Origin of the sequence: Citrobacter sp. Marseille-Q3906, from assembly GCF_916618775.1 — a bacterium.
Taxonomy (GTDB): Bacteria; Pseudomonadota; Gammaproteobacteria; order Enterobacterales; family Enterobacteriaceae; genus Citrobacter; species Citrobacter murliniae.
On record NZ_CAKAKA010000003.1, the window covers coordinates 858,613 to 878,348 of the forward strand.

13 protein-coding genes are annotated in these 19,736 nt (G+C 50.6%); 4 read left to right on the forward strand and 9 right to left on the reverse strand.

The features are described 5' to 3' along the window. The first annotated feature begins 431 nt into the window (after positions 1-431). Positions 432-2,354 carry a formate-dependent uric acid utilization protein YgfT gene (gene ygfT, locus LG384_RS21500; RefSeq protein WP_225761481.1) on the forward strand — a complete coding sequence of 641 codons (1,923 nt, stop codon included), beginning with the start codon at positions 432-434 and terminating at the stop codon, positions 2,352-2,354. Next, positions 2,351-2,839, forward strand: coding sequence for a 4Fe-4S dicluster domain-containing protein (locus LG384_RS21505; RefSeq protein ID WP_200009959.1), 489 nt, complete (start codon positions 2,351-2,353; stop codon positions 2,837-2,839). Before ygfT ends, LG384_RS21505 begins: the two co-directional genes overlap by 4 nt. Before the next feature lie 35 nt (positions 2,840-2,874). On the opposite strand, the gene ghxQ is transcribed toward LG384_RS21505, so the two are convergent. The 8 genes from ghxQ to mocA form a co-directional block, all read right to left on the reverse strand. Then, complete coding sequence (gene ghxQ / locus LG384_RS21510) at positions 2,875-4,242, reverse strand: guanine/hypoxanthine transporter GhxQ (protein WP_045447221.1); 1,368 nt, start codon at positions 4,240-4,242, stop codon at positions 2,875-2,877. A 35-nt stretch (positions 4,243-4,277) separates the two neighbouring features. Next, positions 4,278-5,594 carry a guanine deaminase gene (guaD, locus tag LG384_RS21515; RefSeq protein ID WP_045447218.1) on the reverse strand — a complete coding sequence of 439 codons (1,317 nt, stop codon included), beginning with the start codon at positions 5,592-5,594 and terminating at the stop codon, positions 4,278-4,280. A gap of 17 nt (positions 5,595-5,611) precedes the next feature. Then, entirely contained in the window at positions 5,612-7,012 is a 1,401-nt protein-coding gene (xanQ, locus tag LG384_RS21520; protein WP_225761482.1) for a xanthine/proton symporter XanQ, read from the reverse strand. A 164-nt stretch (positions 7,013-7,176) separates the two neighbouring features. Continuing rightward, a complete protein-coding gene (locus LG384_RS21525) occupies positions 7,177-10,047 on the reverse strand; it encodes a molybdopterin-dependent oxidoreductase Mo/Fe-S-binding subunit (RefSeq protein ID WP_225761483.1) in 2,871 nt (956 codons plus the stop codon). Then, a complete protein-coding gene (ygfM, locus tag LG384_RS21530; protein ID WP_045447207.1) occupies positions 10,044-10,823 on the reverse strand; it encodes a molybdopterin-dependent oxidoreductase FAD-binding subunit in 780 nt (259 codons plus the stop codon). Before ygfM ends, LG384_RS21525 begins: the two co-directional genes overlap by 4 nt. Positions 10,824-10,873: 50 nt before the next feature. Then, entirely contained in the window at positions 10,874-12,202 is a 1,329-nt protein-coding gene (gene ssnA / locus LG384_RS21535; protein WP_048220603.1) for a putative aminohydrolase SsnA, read from the reverse strand. A 2-nt stretch (positions 12,203-12,204) separates the two neighbouring features. Further along, positions 12,205-15,303, reverse strand: a complete 3,099-nt coding sequence (ygfK, locus tag LG384_RS21540; protein WP_225761484.1) for a putative selenate reductase subunit YgfK — start codon at positions 15,301-15,303, stop codon at positions 12,205-12,207. Between the two features lie 309 nt (positions 15,304-15,612). Then, positions 15,613-16,203 carry a molybdenum cofactor cytidylyltransferase gene (gene mocA / locus LG384_RS21545; RefSeq protein ID WP_225761485.1) on the reverse strand — a complete coding sequence of 197 codons (591 nt, stop codon included), beginning with the start codon at positions 16,201-16,203 and terminating at the stop codon, positions 15,613-15,615. 103 nt (positions 16,204-16,306) lie between these two features. On the opposite strand from mocA, the gene yqeC reads away from it, so the two are divergent. Then, entirely contained in the window at positions 16,307-17,077 is a 771-nt protein-coding gene (gene yqeC, locus LG384_RS21550; protein ID WP_225761486.1) for a selenium cofactor biosynthesis protein YqeC, read from the forward strand. Between the two features lie 47 nt (positions 17,078-17,124). Continuing rightward, complete coding sequence (gene yqeB, locus LG384_RS21555) at positions 17,125-18,750, forward strand: selenium-dependent molybdenum cofactor biosynthesis protein YqeB (RefSeq protein ID WP_200041850.1); 1,626 nt, start codon at positions 17,125-17,127, stop codon at positions 18,748-18,750. 38 nt (positions 18,751-18,788) lie between these two features. Here the strand turns inward: yqeB and arcC are convergent, their stop codons facing one another. Further along, the gene (gene arcC / locus LG384_RS21560; RefSeq protein WP_200041851.1) at positions 18,789-19,721 is read right to left on the reverse strand and encodes a carbamate kinase; all 933 of its coding nucleotides are present in this window, start codon (positions 19,719-19,721) and stop codon (positions 18,789-18,791) included. Between the last annotated feature and the right edge of the window lie 15 nt (positions 19,722-19,736).

Genomic DNA, 19,736 nt, shown 5'->3' on the forward strand with positions numbered 1-19,736 from the left:
TCTCTCCTTAAGCTCGCCAAATTAAAAAGCAACCGTTTACCTTCATAAAACTGAATAAAGACATGCTCGTGGGATGCCAGTTTTAGCGAGGAGGCGAGGTTATAAGGTGGAAATGCGGAGGTAATCACATAATCGTAGTTAAACAGAATAGATGAGAAAATAAATGGGTAGTGAAATTATCTCTAATTTTCTCATATTGATATTTCTTTAATCATTCTGGCATACCGAGCTCTCGCATTTATTACTTTTAATCCTGAAGTCCCTATTTTTGGTTACGATGATCAATTAATGAAAGCGGCATAGATTGCGGCGCAATAATTTGATCTAAGTTCCAAAATTGCAATTAATACAGATACGCTACCTAATATATGCCCGTTTATTGCATCGCAACATTTGAGAAGACAAAAACTCATCAAGTGAAAGGGATACGAATGAATAAGTTTATCGCTGCTGATGCTGCGGAATGTATAGGCTGTCATGCCTGCGAAATTGCCTGTGCGGTGGCGCATAATCATGAAAACTGGCCACAGAGTCAGAGTGATTTTCGACCTCGTCTCCATGTTGTTGGGAAAGGACTGGCCGCAAATCCCGTTGCTTGCCATCATTGCAATAATGCCCCTTGCGTTACGGCTTGTCCCGTTAATGCTCTAACTTTTCAACCAGATAGCGTACAGCTGGATGAACAAAAGTGTATTGGTTGTAAAAGATGCGCAATCGCTTGCCCCTTTGGTGTCATTGAGATGAATAACGTGGTCGCATTGAAATGCGACCTTTGTTTTCAGCGAGATTCTGGCGCGCAAGCTTGTGTTGAAGTTTGCCCAACGCAGGCGTTACGGCTGATGGATGGCAAAGGGTTACAGCAGATAAAAATGAGGCGTCAGCGTAGAACCGCAGAGGGAAAAGCAGCAGAGGAACTACCATCATCCCGCCGCGCGGCGTTACTCCCTGTTAATCCGCGCAAAGGTGCAGATAAAATTTCAGCGAGCGAGCGGAAAACGCACTTTGGAGAAATTTATTGTGGGCTGGATCAACAACAAGCTGCTTATGAAAGTGACCGCTGTGTCTGGTGCGCCGAAAAAGCTAACTGTAACTGGCATTGTCCGCTGCATAACGCCATTCCAGACTACATTCGACTGGTGCAAGAAGGACGGATTATCGAAGCGGCAGAACGTTGCCACCAGACCAGCTCCTTGCCAGAAATCTGTGGCAGGGTATGCCCACAGGACCGGCTTTGTGAAGGGGCATGTACGTTGAAAGATCACACCGGCGCAGTCTCTATCGGTAATCTGGAACGTTACATCACTGATACCGCGCTGGCGATGGGCTGGCGCCCCGATGTCAGCCAGGTTATACCCCGCATGGAAAGAGTGGCGGTGATTGGCGCAGGGCCCGCAGGGCTGGGCTGTGCCGATATTCTTGCGCGGGCTGGCGTGCATGCGGATGTGTTTGATCGGCATCCCGAAATCGGCGGTATGCTGACTTTTGGTATTCCGTCCTTCAAGCTGGACAAAACGGTATTAAGCCAACGGCGGGAGATTTTCACGGCGATGGGGATCGACTTTCATCTCAACTGTGAAATTGGCCGCGACATTTCCTTTAGCGATTTAACGGCGGAATATGATGCCGTTTTCCTTGGTGTTGGTACTTACGGCATGATGCGTGCGGAGTTGCCGAATGAAGATGCATCCGGTGTGATTCAGGCATTACCGTTCCTTACTGCGCATACCCGACAGTTGATGGGGCTGCCTGAATCTGAAGAGTATCCGCAGACGGATGTTGCAGGTAAACGGGTTGTTGTGTTGGGTGGCGGAGATACGACAATGGATTGCCTGCGTACCTCCATTCGTCTGAATGCCGCCAGCGTGATTTGTGCTTATCGTCGTGATGAAGTCAGTATGCCTGGTTCCCGCAAAGAGGTAGTCAATGCACGCGAAGAAGGGGTTGAATTCCAGTTTAATGTTCAGCCGCAATATATCGCCTGTGATGATGACGGGCACTTAACTGCGGTTGGTTTGATCCGCACCGCAATGGGAGAACCGGGGCCAGATGGTCGACGTCGTCCTTGCCCGGTGGCTGGTTCTGAATTTGAGCTGCCCGCCGATGTCCTGATTATGGCATTTGGTTTTCAGGCGCATGCGATGCCGTGGTTGCAAGGTAGCGGTATTAAACTCGATAAATATGGCCTGATTAAAGCCGGCGCCGCGGGACATTTATCTACCCAAACGCATCTGAAAAAAGTCTTTGCGGGTGGTGATGCCGTTCATGGCGCAGACCTGGTGGTCACCGCAATGGCGGCAGGAAGGCAGGCGGCGCGCGATATGTTAGCTATGTTTGATACGAAGGCATCGCAATGAAATCGTTAATTATTGTCAATCAAAATGACTGCATTGGTTGCCGCACTTGCGAAGTGGCTTGCGTGGTTGCTCATCCGTTAGAACTGGAGTTGAATGCCAGTTTTTTTCTACCGCGCTTAAAGGTACAGCGTCTGGATAGCGTAAGCGCACCGGTGATGTGTCACCAGTGTGAAAATGCACCGTGTGTAGGGGCTTGCCCGGTACAGGCGCTAACCATGGGGGAGCAGCTAGTGGAGGCAAACGCCGACCGTTGTATTGGTTGTCAGAGTTGTGCCTGTGCATGCCCGTTTGGCATGATCACCATTCAGATGTTGCCGGGAAATGCACGTCCACTGATCGTGAAATGCGATCTTTGCGAACATCGGGTTGAAGGGCCTGCCTGTGTCGAGTCCTGCCCGACGCAGGCGTTACAGTTGATGACGGAGGGAGAACTTAAGCGGATCCGCCAGCAGCGTATTGCTGCCAGCGGCGAGAATCTTCTCTGATAAAACCCCCGCGCTTGTATGGCGCGGAGCTTCTCTTAGATTGCCCAACCACCTGCGTAAAACACGACCAGGGCGACGGTAATGATAACAGTACCGATATTCAGTTTGTGCCATTCGCGCGCAAATACGCGGCCCACCACCAGCGTTACAAAGCCCAGCATAATACCGGTAACGATATTGCAGGTCAGGACGATGAATACCGCGCAAACCAGTCCTGCCATCGCATCAATAAAGTCATTGAAGTCCAGTTTCGAGACGTTACTTAACATCAGCAGACCAACGTACATCAGTGCGGGGGCTGTGGCATAACCGGGGATCAGAAACGACAACGGTGATAAGAACAGAATCAACAGGAATAGAAAGCCTACAACAGTCGCTGTCAGACCTGTCTTGCCACCGGCAGCAGTCCCAGCCGCAGATTCGATATAGACAGCTGCCGGGGCTGCGCCTACCAGGCCTGAAAATATCGAGCTTACTGAATCGCTGGTTAGTGCTTTACCTCCGTTAATAATCTGATTGTCTTTATCCAGAAGATTCGCCTGACCAGCGACTGCACGGATGGTGCCAGTGGCATCGAACACTGCGGTCATCACCAGTGCCAGTACACTCGGGAGCACGGTTGGCTGAAGCGCACCGATAATATCAAGGCTGAATATAAGGGATTTTCCATCTTCGCCAGTCAGGCTGGGCATGGCTACCAGACCATGGTATTTCACCGTTGGATCGAAAATTAAGCCAATGATCGAGATGGTGATAATGACCAGCAAGATCCCGCCTGGAACGCGGCGCTTTTCCAGACCGAAGATAACCGCTAATCCCAGCAAACTCATCAGCACCGGAAAAGAGGTAAACGTACCAAGCGCCACAGGTAAGCCTTCAATCGGATTTTTGATGACCATACCGACGCCGTTGGCGGCAATCAGCAGCAGGAACAGACCAATACCGATACCTGTACCGTGTGCAATACCCATTGGTAAATTACGCAATATCCAGGTACGAATACCCGTTACGGAGATGGCGGTGAAGATGAGGCCCATCAGAAAGACCGCGCCCAGCGCGACAGGCACGCTAATTTGTTGCCCTAGCACCAGGCTAAATGCGGTAAATGCGGTAAGTGAAATGGCGCAGCCAATCGCCATCGGCAAATTAGCCCATAACCCCATCAACAGGGAGCCGAAACCTGCGACCAGACAGGTGGCGACAAAAACTGCCGCAGGAGGAAACCCCGCTTTTCCTAGCATGCCGGGAACCACGATAACGGAATAAACCATGGCCAGAAAGGTGGTCAAACCCGCCAGCACTTCCTGACGAACGGTACTGCCACGAGCTGTAATTTTAAAATAATTATCCAACGCGCCTTGGGGCTTTGGTGCGTCCGGTGTTTGTAGGATGTCTCCAGACATAATGATGTCCTCACGAGGATGTTAAGGTTTTATTATTAGTTGCGTTCGTACACCAGACGACCATCAACGTAGGTGCGGTAGATAGAACGGTCATCGCCCAACGTCATCATCACGAACAATTTGTCGACTAAAGAAACAGAGTTGTCATAGCGCAGTTGCTGAAGCGGCGTTGCTGTCGGTTCCATCACCACGAAATCGGCTTCTTTACCTGGCATAAAGTTGCCGATCAGGTTGTCGAGCCCCAATGATTTCGCACCGCCCAGGGTGGCAAGATAAAACGCTTCATAAGCTGAGAGGCGATACCCCTGTAACTGCAACACTTTGTACGCTTCGTTCAGCGTCTGCAGCATGTTGAAGGTGGTTCCTGCGCCAATATCAGTTCCCATGCCGACTTTCACTTTTTTCTGCCATGCTTTTTGTAAATTGAATAAGCCGCTGCCAAGATAAAGATTGGAGGTCGGACAGAAAGCGATACTGGATTTTGTTTCGCTCAGGCGGTCCCACTCTTTTTCTTCCAGATGGACGCAGTGAGCAAAGACGCAGTTTTTACCTGTCAGACCGTACTGATGATAAACATCCAGGTAGCCATCGTGTTCAGGATAAAGTGATTTCACCCAGGCAATTTCATCTTTGTTTTCACACAGATGAGTATGTACCCACGTATCGGGATACTCTTCTTTCAGGCGTTGTGCCATCGCCATCTGTTCGGGCGTTGAGGTGGGGGCGAAACGTGGCGTAATGGCATACAGCAGGCGGCCATTTTTGTGCCAGCGTTCGATTAGCTCCTTACTTTGCTGATAGCTGCTTTCTGCCGTGTCGAGTAGATAATCTGGCGCGTTGCGATCCATCATTACCTTGCCGGCAATCATTCGCATATTGATATGACTCGCGGTTTCAAACAATGCATCCACCGACTGCGAATGAACAGTACCAAACACCAGCGCCGTGGTAGTGCCGTTACGTAATAACTGCTTGATGAAGAACGCCGACATTTCGCGTGCGTATTCTAAATCTTCATAACGACGCTCGGTGGGGAAGGTGTGTTTGTTCAGCCATTCCAGCAACTGCTCGCCATAGGCGCCGATCATTTCACTCTGCGGATAATGGATATGCGTGTCGACAAAGCCCGGGACTACCAGCTTGCCGCGATAGTCGCGGACACGAATGGAGTCAGGGATTTGATATTTTCCCTCTTCCCACTCGCCAAACCATGCCACTTTCCCCTGGCGAATCAGTAACAATCCATCTTCGATAAATCGCAACGCAGAGGAAATCTCTTCCGGGTTATCAACCGTACGGGTGACATCAATAAAACTGCCTCGAACTGCTTTTAACGTGTGTTCGCCTGACATCATTAACTCCTTTACTGTTAATCCATCTCTTCCGCTGAGGGAATACCTGGCAAAACGTTTTCTTGTCGGTAGCCTCCTGGGAGAATGATATTTAAAACAATTGCGGTTAACCCTCCGGCACAAATAGGATTTTCAACTAATACATAAATAGAGGCGGGTAAGATTTTAAAAATTTCGGGGTCATATGAAACGCCAAGACCCAAACCCAAAGAGGTAGCGACGATCAATGTTTCACGTCGTTTTAATCCGTTGGTGATAATGATGCGGATACCGGCAATTGCAATCATGGAAAACATTAGCGTCATTGCGCCACCCAGAACCGCTGAGGGAATGGTGGTGAAGAAGCCGCCGATCATTGGAAATAACCCGAGGATCACCAACATTACCGCGATGCTCCGTCCAATATAACGTGAGGCGACGCCAGTCATCTGAATCACGCCGTTGTTCTGTGCAAAGGTGGTTAATGGCAATGAACCGACCGCGGAGGCAATGACAGAGACTAGTCCATCCGCCAGCACGCCTCCTTTCAGACGCGACTGATATTCCTCCCCCTGAATCGGGCGGCGGGAAACCATCGCTGTGGCGGTGATATCGCCTACCGCTTCCAGCACACTAAGTAGATAAATCGTGCCGACAACCAGGAACTGATGAAAGCTGAAACTAAATCCGTATTTGAATGGATGTGGGATGGTGATGAGCGGCAGATTGCGCATGCTGCTGAAATCAACCATGCCCAGGCATAACGAAACGATATAGCCAACGCATAAACCAATGGCGATACCGCCCATGCGCAGAAGCGGACTGCGGCAGCAGTTAAAACCGATAACCACAATCAGAACCAGCAATCCGACGCTAAGATGTTCGTAACTGCCGAACGTGCCGCTACTTTTGGCGGCAAAGCCGCCACCAAAATCAATGATGCCGACTTTAATCAGACTTAAGCCAATCATCAACACGACGACACCGCTGACGGTGGGAGTAATCACTCTGCGTAAATAAGGGAGAATAAATGAAGCACCGACCACGAGAAATGCGCCCACGAAGGAGACGCCAAGTAGCGACGACATGATTAATTCTTCGTGGAAACCGTCGCTTTTCATGCTGCTGCCCAGAGCAATCATGACCGTAACAAATGAAAAATTGACTGACTGAATGGAGAGTAAACCGGAACCCACGATGCCATAACGGTTTACCTGTAACCAGGTGCCAATGCCGGAAGCGATCATCGCCATGGAAACCAGATAGGCAGTGGTTTCTACGGAAAGCTGTAATGCCGCACCCACAATTAGCGCGGGTGTCACCATCGGAACGAAAATTGCCAGTAGATGAGTAATTGCGCCAATGATTGCCTGATGAAAGGGAGGGCGGTCCTCCAGTTCAAATATAAGGTCGGAGCCTGCACGGTTTATATCAGACATCCCTTCACTCCTTTTAAAGTAAATTTGATCATCTGAATCAGTAAAATAAATTCCCACGAATTTGGGGCGCAGGACGCCTTGAGAACGGCTTATCTCATTTTCGCAGTCACTATTTAGTTATCTATAAAACAGGGAAACTGGCCGCCGGAGCGGCCATTTATGGTTTATATTTTTTCCAGTGCGGTGAGTATTTTCTCCGGAGTGAAATGCCATTCGCGTAACCAGACGCCGCAGGCATCGTGAATAGCAGTTGCAATCGCCGGAGCTGCGCCATTTACGCCAATTTCTGAGATCGATTTAGCACCGAATGGGCCGACTTTATCGTCACTTGGTACCAGAACGGCGCGGAAATCACGCGGAATGTCGCCAATCTTTGGCGCACCATAACTTCGCAAATCGCGTGTCAATGGGTGACCCTCGGCGTCGTAAATGATTTCTTCACTCAAGCTATGACCGATAGCACGCATGGTGGCGCCGTAGATCTGACCCAGCGCTAACTCTGGGTTGACCGGTGTGCCACAGTCCAGCAAAGCGTAGAATTTATCCAGACGGATTTCACCCGTACGGGTGTTTACGGCAACTTCGGCAAAGTTTGCCCCATACGGAAAGGCAAAATCAGGTGTGATATAGCAGGCGGTTCCCACCAGTGAACCAAAACCAGTACCGGTTTCTCCTTGATGAGCGATTTCTCCGAAACTGACTTCTCCTTTCTTCCCGCGGACGATGCCCGGAGTGGTCAGTTGGACATCTTCCAGTGGTTCACCCAGCATGTTGGCTCCGTGGAGGAGGATTTTCTCGCGCAGATTTTCCGCCGCCATACGTGCTGCATTCCCGGAGAAACAGGTGCCGGACGAGGCATATGCGCCTTTGTCAAATAACGCATGGTCGGTGTCGCCAGAAATAACATGTACGTCCTGTGGCGCGCAATGTAGCACTTCTGCCGCCAGTTTTGTCACCACGGTATCCAGGCCGGTGCCAATATCTGCACCGCCTGAATGGACAATAATCGTGCCATCAGATTCCAGTTTGATCATGCAGTTAGCCTGATCGATATCTGGTATCCCCGATTTCTGCATGATAATGGCGACGCCTCGCCCCACACGCCAGTCACCTTCCTGCGCTTTCGGCGAAGACCACTGGATCATCTCACGTCCCTGTCGCAGGATCTCTTCCAACGCGCAACTGGCGGCAGAAGGGACGGAGGTTGGCGCTTTGCCTTCGCCGATAGCGCCGAGGATCTTCAGTTCTTGCCCTTCGTGTACCCGGTTACGCTCAATAATTTCCAGTTGGTCAATCTGCAACTGTTCCGCCAGTTCTGCTAACGCCATGGTGATGGCGAAGTTACCTTTTGGCGCGCCGTAACCTTGATAAGCACCGTTTGGGCAAATGTTGCTGTAGTAGGTGGTGACCTGGAAATCGACGTTATCGCACGGATATAACGGCAACGACAGGGCCGGTCCGTTACACGGTACGGTGAGTGAATGGTTTCCGTAAGGTCCTGTATTGGCGCGGAAATCCATTTTCACTGCCGTCAGGCGACCATCTTTTTTCGCCCCCAGTTTAACGGTGACTTTCGCTACGTGCCGCGAGGTGTTGGCAATAAACTCTTCTTCGCGGGTGTAGCGGAACAGAACCGGACGTCCGGTCACGCAAGTTGCCCATGCGCATACTTCTTCCAGCAGAATGTCCTGTTTGGAACCAAAGCCGCCGCCAACGCGTTCTTTAATGACATGAACCTTATGCTGTTTCATACCGACGAGGCGCGCTACCTGACGGCGCAAATGCCACGGTACCTGAGTAGAGGCGTGGATCACCAGACGATCGCCATCCATACGGGTAAAGCAGATATGAGTTTCAGTAGGGCACTGCTGAGCCTGAGTTGAGTTATAGGTTCGCTCAATGATCACATCGGCATCGGCGAAACCTTTGTCCATATCGCCGATATGGCCATGAATGCTGGCCGCGATATTTTTGCGTGGGCGTGAACCGATTGGGAAGTTAATGATCATATGCTCGCCACGCTGGGCTGCATGGCTATTGTCTTCTTCCAGCGTATCTGGTGCGCCAGCGACATAAACCACCGGTTCGTCGTGTACTACTGGGGCATCTTCCGCCATCGCATCGTCAATTGATATCACCGGCTTGAGAACGTCATATTCAACGTCGATGAGTTTCAGTGCTGCCAGCGCAATCTCTTCGCTTTCGGCTACAACAGCGGCAACGCGATCGCCAACGTGACGCATTTTTTTGCCGAACATGCGACGGTCGAGCGGTGAAGGTTCTGGTGCGCTTTGACCGCCCGGGGTGTAGTAGATGTCCGGGCAATTCAGGTGAGTAATAACGTGAACGACGCCTGGCAAAGCTTCGGCTTTGCTGACATCCAGATGTGTAATCAGCGCGTGGGCGTGAGGGCTGCGTAACATTTTGATGATGCAGGCGTCAGCAGTCACGCGGTCTTCAACATAGCAGGGTTTTGCCTGCACCATTTTAGCGGCATCGGTTTTCGGATAGTGCTTACCAATGACCTCAAGGTCGTCGCGGAAAGTCGGGGCGATATCAATCGTCGCCTGTGGGTTATTTTTTCGCGCAACCGCCAGTTCAATGACCTGATAATATTGCTGCCAGCCAGCGTCGCGGCTGAACAGGCCAGAAAGCGCGTCGTCGATCTCTTCGCGGGTTGGTGCTGCAACGCGATCGAGTAGATCGCTGATAATCAGAGATGCTGCCGGATCGTTATAACCGGACTGGACTACGCCGACATCAACCATTGCCTGCTGAACCAGACTTAATTCGTTCCATTTACCTAAGGATTCAGCGGTGCGGATTTCTGCCTGATCTAACTGAGCAGCGATAAACAGGGAGGCGTTGACGATGTTGCCGTTATAAATAATCGCATCAGAACCGGCGAAACCGAAACCATCATCACTGTTGCGTACAGAGTGCATACCCATGTTAAACAACAGCTTTTGTGCGTTTTCAGCAGGATTAACCTTTAGTTCCCTGGAAGCGCCATTTAAAGTCAAGTGGATGATCATACGGCTTCCTCCCCAGCCTGTTGGCAGTCGGTATACAGGTCGGCTACTACAACTCCCGTGATATAGCGTTTATACGCGACGCTACCCCGAATATCCCCCACGGGGAAAATGGCCCTGGCGACGGCTTGCTCCAGTGCGCGACCTTCCAGATTTTGTTTTTCTACGTCGTGCAGGCGCAATGTTTTACTGGCGACACCATCCAGCGCGATCCGCAGACCGTCGTGATCTGTTAATGCAACTGCTGCGGTAACCACGGTTAACCCCGCCTGGGAACGGCTAATTTTGCGAGTAGCACAAGTGCGATACGGATCTTTTATGATAATTTCAGTCAGCAGTCGGTCGCGTGGATCGGCAAGATAGTTTTCAATCGACAGTGTTTCGCCGTTGCCAAAAACCAACTCAGCATCCAGCGCCAGCAGTACCGGAAGTAACACGGACTCTTCCTGCCTGGCGGCGATTTCACCACCGATAGTGGACTGGTTACGGACATGACGGGAGTAGACAAAACCGAGCGCTTCCCGCAGCGCCGCTGGAATGTAGCGTGCATCGCGCAGAGGCTGTAAGCGCGACATTGCGCCAATGCGCAGTGCCCCGTTATCCCAGTCAACCCAGCCCAGTTCCAGATCCTGCAAAGAAATGGCAATTTTTTTATCCGTCCGGGTTGGTGTAGCGTTAAGTTTGCTGCCCCCGGCAAACCAGACAGCTTCATCCTGGTAGCGGCGCTTTAGTTCCAGCGCCTGTTCTACCGAGTCGGGTCTGAAAAATTGTTCAATCATCTTCTTTCCTTAATTTCCCTTCTTCTCTGAAAGAAGAGGGGATCTGTCATTTATGCCAGCGCATCCATCCGACGCCACATACTGGCGGCAGCTTTTCTGGCTTGCGCATAAATGGAATCGCAGTCGAAGTTAAACTGATGGTCTTCATAAACCATCACGCCGTTGACCATCACACTGTGAACGCTGCCTGAACCCATACCGAAGGCGATATGTCCGGCGATATTGTCTGCCAGCAGTGGTGTCGGTGAGTTGTAATCGCAAATGGTTAAATCGGCTTTATAACCGACCTCCAGAAGGCCAAATTTTGCGCTGAAGTTGCGGCTAATCAGTTCGTTGCCGTTAGCCAGGGCTTTGGCAAAACTGTCAGGCCACAGCGAACCACCAGCGTCACGATGTTTAAAGAAGGCGAATTTCATCTCTTCAAACATGTCTGAACCGATGCCGTCAGTTCCCAACGCAAGATTGCGGATATCGCTAAGGTGATGGTTATAGCCGACATGGTTGTTCATGTTAGAACGGGCGTTATGCACCAGGAACGCATCGTGCTGATTAAGCCGATCGATATCCTCTTTCGACAGATACAACCCATGAGCGACCAGCGTTTTACTGTTGATGAGATCGTAGTCCGCCAGGCGTACCAGCAGGTCTTTGCCGTGCCAGTGGTGGCTGTGAGAGACGTCATACAAATCTTCCGCTGCGTGAATGTGTAAACCACGTCCCGTTGCTTTTACCGCCTCGCGAAGCATTTCCAGACCTGCATCTGGAACAGTAAATGGTGCGTGAGCGCCGATATGTGCTTCCACCAGATACGGCTCCATTGCGGATTTCTTCGCGTCGTCAATCTGATGGGCGAAACGGATGTTTTCTTCTACCCCTTCCTGTAACTCTTTGATGCCGTTGTTACGATCGGTGGTTTCAAAACAGGTCATCGCACGCAAACCAACTTTTAAAAATGCGTTGCGCAGTGTAGAGAGCGACCCTCCGATATAGGCAGGGGAAGCATGATGATCGATAACCGTGGTACATCCGCTCTTGATAGCCTCCAGTGAACAAATTAGCCCGCTGTAATAGAGCGACTCTTCATCAAGAGCGCGATCGAGCCGCCACCAGAGATTTTTCAGCGTCGAGATGAAATCCGGGCAGGGGGCGATATTCGCCATAATTCCTCGGGACAAACCCGAGTAAAAATGGTTATGCGAGCAGACAATGCCTGGCATCACAATTCGACCATGCATCTCTTTGTAGCGGGCGTCAGGATAGCGTTGCGTCAGGGTGTCGCCGATAGCGATGATGACATCATTTTCGATGGCGATATCGACGCCTTCCTGTACTTTTGCCGGGTGTAGCTGAACTGCGGTGACATTCTTCAGAATCAACATGATTACACCTCCACGTGGCCCAGCAGATAATGATGATGCTGGTGGATATGGCTGATAATGCGGCACATATTGTTTAGCTCCGGTGGCACGTTGTTAAACAGCCCTTCGCTGTCGATGTTCAGATTCCAGCTTTGGTTATTCAGACGTACGCGCACCCGGTCATTTTCCACCAGGAAGCCAGGGTTGCTGCTGTTATCAAAATCCTGCGACAGGCTAAAGACGGTGATTTTGTCTTTGTATGGTCTGCCATTCCATGGGCAGAACTGGGCACAGTTACCACATTCGTTGCAGTAGGCATCGAGGTGGAGCGTCTGGAAACGGTTCTGGAATCCTGGAACCGGAATAGAGACGTTGGCGCGGTTCGGGCAGACATCGACGCACTTGCTGCAAACATAGTTACATTCAAGGCAGCGTGCGGCTTCCTGAGCGACAAATGCGTCACGGTCGTCGCTATTTACCATGGAGATAGAGATATCGCCTTTGCGTAGATAGATTTCCGCAGGGTTGGTGTTGTTCCAGTATTTATCGCTCTGGTGTGAACGGATGTTTTCCCGGCTAAGGATGGCATCCGTTGCCCGACGTGCGGTTCCAACCGCTGCGACAATAGAGGACGGCCCGCGTTGAACGTCACCAATCATAAAGACGTCAGCGAGGCGAGTTTCACCGTTGTGATCGACATCTGGCCAGCCGTTTTTGTCCAGTGGTACGCCCATAGCATTCAAGGCTTCAGTGTCCTGCTGTTCGCCAATGGCGGTAATCAGGCTGTCTACATGCAGCGTCACTGTTTCGCTGGTTTCAACCGGACGGCGACGACCTTTCTCATCAGGTTCACCAAGCGACATGACGCGCAGTGTTAAGGTACCGTCGGCATCAAAACGTTCCGGGTTGTTCAGGAAACGGAACTCTACACCATCGTGCAGTGCTTCTTCATACTCTTCACGCCACGCTGGCATCTCTTGCAGTGAACGACGGTAAATGACGGTCGCTTTTTCGACGCCAGGTACGCGTAATGCGGCGCGCGCGCAGTCCATCGCGGTGTTACCGGCTCCGACAATCACCACATGCTTGCCCAGGTGGAGCGCTGCACCTTTGTTGTATTCGCGCAGGAAGGGGAGAGATTTCCAGACATGTTGATTGTCGCCCGCCAGTTTTACACCGCTGTTTTTATCGGTGCCGGTAGCGATCAGAATGTAATGGAAGCCCTGATTTTTTAATTGTTCGACGGTTAAAGTCGATGAACAGCCATACTCAAATTTCACCCCATGGTCAGCGACAAAATCGATATCGTGCTGAATTAACTCCGCCGGGATACGGAACTGGGGAATGATATTTTTCACCACGCCGCCCGCATTGGCTTCGCGTTCAAATAGCGTGACCGGATGACCGGCTCTGGCAAGGAAGTAACCTGCCGCCAGACCCGCCGGGCCCGCGCCAATCACGGCGACTGGGTGGCGTGAACCGGAACCCGCTGGTTTGTGCCAGCGCTGTTTATACTCATCCCAGCCTTTTTCCAGCGCGACTTTTTTCAGTTCGCGGATATTCAGCGCACTGTCGTAGTCCAGGCGGGTACAGTTGTACTGGCATTGATGATCGCAAATGTGACCGGTAATTGCGGGCAGGGCGTTGCGCTGATAGATAAGTTCCAGCGCGTCGGCATAGCGGTGCTCGCCCAGCAGGCGAATATATTCAGGGATATCCTGTTGGATGGCGCAAGCGGTGACACATGGTGCAACGTAGCAGTCGGTCAGCGGCAGATCTTCCGCCACTTCAATACGCTCTTCGGGCTTCCAGTGTTTCTGGGTGTACTCCATGGTTAACGCGTCTGCCGCCAGCTTGTTCAGCCGTTCAACATCAACATGGTCGAGACCCCAGGCATCTGACGCTTCCAGTTCACGCATGCAGGCGCTTAAACGCAGATAGCCGCCGGGTTTCAACAGGTCAGTTGCCATGGTGATCGGGCGAATACCAGTATCGAAAATATCGCGGATAGTCAGTTGGCTGGCGCCACCGGAATAAGAGATAGGCAGTCTGCCATCAAAGGCGCGGGACAGAACTGCTGCAACATTGATAGAGAGCGGGAACAGCGCACGCCCGGACATATACATCTCTTCACCAGGCAAGGCGCCTTTGTTGTTGATAGTGCCGAGAGTGTTAGTCAGTTTGACGCCAAAGCTGAGCGATTTCTCTTTAGCCAGCGCCATCAGGCGCTGCAGCATCTCCAGCGCCTGTGTCAGCTTCAGATCATGATCAAAAGACTCTTCTTTTAAGCCGATGTAATCGAACCCGCAGCCATCAAGAATTTCACGTACTCGTGTGTAGCCCAACAAAGTCGGGTTAAGTTTCACGAAAGTGTTCAGCTCTTTTTCTTCCAACATGTAGCGGCAAATGGCTTCGATTTCATGTGGAGGGCAGCCGTGCATAGTGGAGAGGGTTACGCCTTGCACCATGCTGGTAGGGATACGTGCCGGTAGTGCCTGTAAATGCGCGCGTTTACCCTGCAAACCGTGGCGGGCTAAAAACGCATCATCCAGGAGCAGCTTATTAAGCGTATCGCGGTATTGGGTGAATTTCGGATGCGCAGATGCGTCCATCATATTGTCGATGAATTGCTGCATTGGTGGCTGTTTAATACCGTCGAGGTTGTAACCGACGCTCATATTAAAGATGAACGATTTACCGGAGTTGGAAGGTTGGAACATGGCTTCAAGCAGATGCAAGGCAAACCAGGCTTTAAGGTATTCATCCCACGCTTTAAGCAGAGTGAATTCGGTAGACCATTCGGTGTTAAAACACTCGTCTTCTGCGTCGATACAGGGTTTTTCTAGCTCCAGACGGTCAAGAATTTGTACCGTTTTTAGTTCGATGAATCGTCCGCCGGTCAGCCATGAGGTGACGATATTTTGTGCGAGTTGCGTGTGCGGGCCAGCGGCAGGGCCGACGGGGGTAGCACAGGTTTCACCGAATACGTTGACAGATTTACCTTCTACGGGTGAGTAAAACTGCTGCTCAGGAATACCAAAGATAGAGCGTTGTTGTTGGTATTCATCAAATATGCGCGTCAAAAGTTCCTCAAACGGAATGGGACGCATAATATCCCCCATAACCCTCTCCTTAGCTTACACAGATATCATTGAGTGACCGGTATTGAGAAATCCGGTGGTTTAGAGGGATAGAGCAACAATCGCACCACTCTTGCCAACTTTGCCTGGTAATATAAAAAAATGTGAGGCGATTCGAAAGTTAAACGCTTTTTGTGAATTATCTCACAGTAGCCAAATGAGAATTAAAATCACTCCTGAGGTTTATTATTACCAGGGTTTTTATCACCTTTTCTCGTTTCTCAAAAACAGTGATTCCTTATCATTATGATAAAGACGTAGTGAGTGGGTTAAATATTTGAACGCAATCGTTTAACTGGGTTTTCTAAATTTAAGCATGCTTTTTTGTGCATTAATAAAATCTTCGGGAGTATCAATATCTAAAATTATTTCTTCATTTTCCATTTCGACGAAATAGTGTTCACCCATCAGCAATGCTTGACGCATATTGCTAACATTAGGTCGCTGGACCGCCTGCATCAGGCACGATTTCGACATTAAAATCGGATGTCCAGGTATGCCGTTGTGCTGAGGGAGTATTGCGCCATTGTTACGTAATGCCCAGATTTTTCGGAAAATATCGGTGTTCAGATTGGGCATGTCGCCATGGGTGATAAAACAATGCGCTGTTTCAACCGAGGGGACTGCGGCTTTCACCGAGGTCAGCAAGCCCAGCGCATAATCAGGGTTATAAATAATAGTGATATTGGCATTGTTTACGTAGCGATTATGCAGTTCATCAGCACGATAACCGGTTACTAAAATAATTCGACTACAAAACTGCAACGCATTTTTGATACTTGCATCAAGAATTGTTCCCTGTTGCCAGGGTAACATCATTTTCCATTGCCCCATTCTTGATGATAATCCGGCAGCGGTAATTATACAGTCGATGGCTGACATAGAGTTTCCATTATTTATTGGCAAGTCATACCTGAAAATTGTGTCACTTTCCTACAAATAAAGTGATGGGGCTAATTTACCTCAGAGAGGTCCCAGAAGGCTCGTGAAAAGTATAATTGACCCGGCAATGTTATTCATTGATTTAGGCGCAAAGAAACACCCCGCAGTCATTTCTGTTGTTGGTGCAGGGGGAAAAACCAGCCTGCTTTTTTGGCTGGCGCAGTTATTTCAGTCCAGCGGCAGGCGCGTTTTAATCACTACGACCACTCATATGTTTTTGCCCGATTCCTGCTGGCCTGTGATTTTCTGCCGCGATCCCGTAATGCTTCCTCATGTGTCTCTCACGTCGCCTGTTTCATTTTGTTTTAACCGCTGGAAAGCGCAGTCAGGGAAAGCCCAGGGGTTTGCACCAGACGTCATTGATGCGCTGGCGCAACGTCCGGAATGTGACGTGATTCTCGTTGAGGCAGATGGCTCGCGTGGATTGCCGTTAAAAGCGCCGGATGAGCACGAACCTTGCATACCACAAAGCAGTTGTTGCGTGATCGCTGTGATGAGTGGGCATTTACTGGGCACGATAATTGACGCAGAAAATATCCATCGCTGGCCGCAGTTTGCCGACATCACCGGGCTGACGTCGGGGTCGACCTTGCAATTTAGCGATCTCGTTTCGCTGGTTCGTCATCCTCTGGGCGCGTTTAAAAACGTGCCTTCAGGTTGTCGGAGAGTCTGGTTTATTAACCGTTTTTCTCAATGTGAGAATGTGATCGTACAAAGTGAGCTACTCAAGCCACTGCAACAACATGACGTAGAGGCAATCTGGCTGGGCGATATACAAGAAAATCCTGCAATCGCGCGCAGATTTGTGAAATAGCAGCCCGGGCATTCCGGGTAACTGAAAGGATATCCATTGAGGTTGGTATGAATATTTTCACAGAGGCTGCAAAACTAGAAGAGCAAAATTGTCCGTTTGTGATAGCGCAAATTGTTGATAGCCGAGGCTCTACACCTCGCCATTCTGCACAAATGCTAGTGCGGGCCGACGGTTCCATCGTCGGTACGATTGGTGGAGGAATGGTTGAGCGTAAGGTGATTGAAGAGTCGCTGGAGGCATTGCAGGAACGTAAGCCGCGTTTATTCCATGGACGCATGGCCCGTAACGGAGCGGATGCTGTCGGGTCAGATTGCGGAGGTGCAATGTCAGTATTTATTAGCGTACATGGTATGCGTCCACGGCTGGTATTAATCGGCGCGGGGCATGTCAACCGGGCCATTGCCCAGAGTGCGGCTCTGTTGGGGTTTGATATCGCCGTTGCCGATATTTATCGTGAAAGTCTGAATCCTGAACTTTTCCCGCCATCAACAACATTACTGCATGCAGATTCGTTTGGCGCAGCGGTGGAGGCGCTGGAAATTCGACCTGATAATTTTGTTCTTATTGCCACCAATAATCAGGATCGTGAAGTTCTCGATAAATTCATTGAACAGCCAGTCGCATGGCTGGGATTACTGGCAAGCCGCCGTAAGGTTCAACTATTCCTGCGCCAGTTGCGTGAGAAAGGTGTGTCAGAAGACCATATTGCCCGTTTGCATGCGCCGGTGGGCTACAACATCGGTGCCGAAACACCGCAGGAGATCGCCATCAGCGTGCTGGCAGAGATCTTACAAGTTAAAAATAACGCGCCTGGTGGGCTGATGATGAAACCTTCACATCCTTCCGGACATCAATTAGTGGTGATTCGCGGGGCGGGAGACATCGCCACTGGGGTGGCGCTGCGGCTGTATCATGCGGGCTTCAAAGTGATCATGCTGGAAGTGGAAAAACCGACGGTGATTCGCTGCAGCGTGGCGTTTGCCCAGGCCGTATTTGATGGCGAAATGACGGTTGAAGGTGTCACTGCTCGGCTGGTCTCCAGCTCTGCGGAGGCAACGAAGCTAACTGAGCGTGGGTTTATTCCGGTGATGGTCGATCCAACCTGTGCGCAGCTCGATGAACTTAAACCGCTCTGCGTGGTGGACGCCATTCTGGCGAAACAGAATTTGGGTATGCGTGCTGATATGGCACCAGTGACAATTGCACTTGGGCCTGGTTTTACCGCAGGAGTAGATTGTCATGCGGTGATTGAAACAAATCGCGGACACTGGCTCGGGCAAGTCATTTATTCTGGTTGTGCGCAGGAGAATACCGGCGTTCCTGGCAATATTATGGGACATACCACCCGGCGGGTTATTCGCGCTCCGGGTGCGGGCATGATGCGTTCGAACGTTAAATTAGGCGATTTGGTGGAGGAGGGGGATGTCATAGCCTGGATTGGCGAGCATGAAGTTAAAGCGCCGTTGACGGGCATGGTGCGTGGCTTGCTGAACGATGGACTGGCTGTGGTCGGTGGTTTTAAAATCGGTGATATCGACCCTCGTGGCAAAACGGCTGATTTCACCAGTGTTTCTGATAAAGCCAGAGCAATTGGTGGTGGAGTGTTGGAAGCGTTGATGATGCTGATGCATCAGGGCGTAAAAGCGACGAAAGAAGTGCTTGAAGTTGCTTAAATCAAGTTGGCCGGATGACATCGCATCCGGCCTTTGAATTACTGACAAATCACCGTTCCGGTTTTACCTTCAATTCCTTCTTTCGCTTTACTCAACACGGTAATCAGTGCTTCGCGACCCGCACGTGAGCGAGCAAATGACGCGGCGGCCTCCACTTTAGGTAGCATGGAACCTTTCGCGAAATGTCCTTCTTCAATAAAGCGTTCAGCATCGCTCAATGACAGACGGTCCAGCCACCGTTCATTTTCTTTACCAAAGTTAATCGCCACTTTTTCGACTGCGGTAAGGATTATCAACATATCTGCATCAATCATTTCTGCCAGACGTGCACTTGCCCAGTCTTTGTCGATAACGGCGCTGGCGCCGCGCAGATGGTTACCTTCACGAATGACAGGAATACCGCCACCACCAACGGTAATCACTACCTGGCCGGCGTCTACCAGTGCTTTCACCGTCTCTTTTTCAATAATATCAATCGGTTTAGGTGAGGCAACTACACGACGATAGCCGCGACCTGCGTCTTCTTTCAGAGTGTAGCCTTGTTTTGTCAGTCGTTCTGCTTCCTGCTCGGTAAAGAACGAACCGATCGGTTTAGTCGGGTTAAGAAAAGCCGGATCGTTGGCGTCGACTTCGACCTGCGTGACCAGAGTCGCAACGGGTTTATGAATGCCTCGGGAGAGCAGTTCTTCGCGCAGGGCGTTTTGCAGGTCGTAACCAATATATCCCTGACTTAAGGCGACACAGACAGACATCGGCAGCATTGGTGAATGCACTTCAGTTTTAGCTGCGGCTTCGAAGGCCTGGTTAATCATGCCCACCTGCGGCCCGTTACCATGAGTGACTATAACTTCATGCCCCTGGGCAATTAAATCAACAATTGCCTGAGACGTAATTTTGACCGCTTTCATTTGCCCGGCCAGATCGTCGCCCAGCGCATTCCCGCCCAGGGCGAGAACAATTTTCTTACTCATTTTTCCTCACTCATC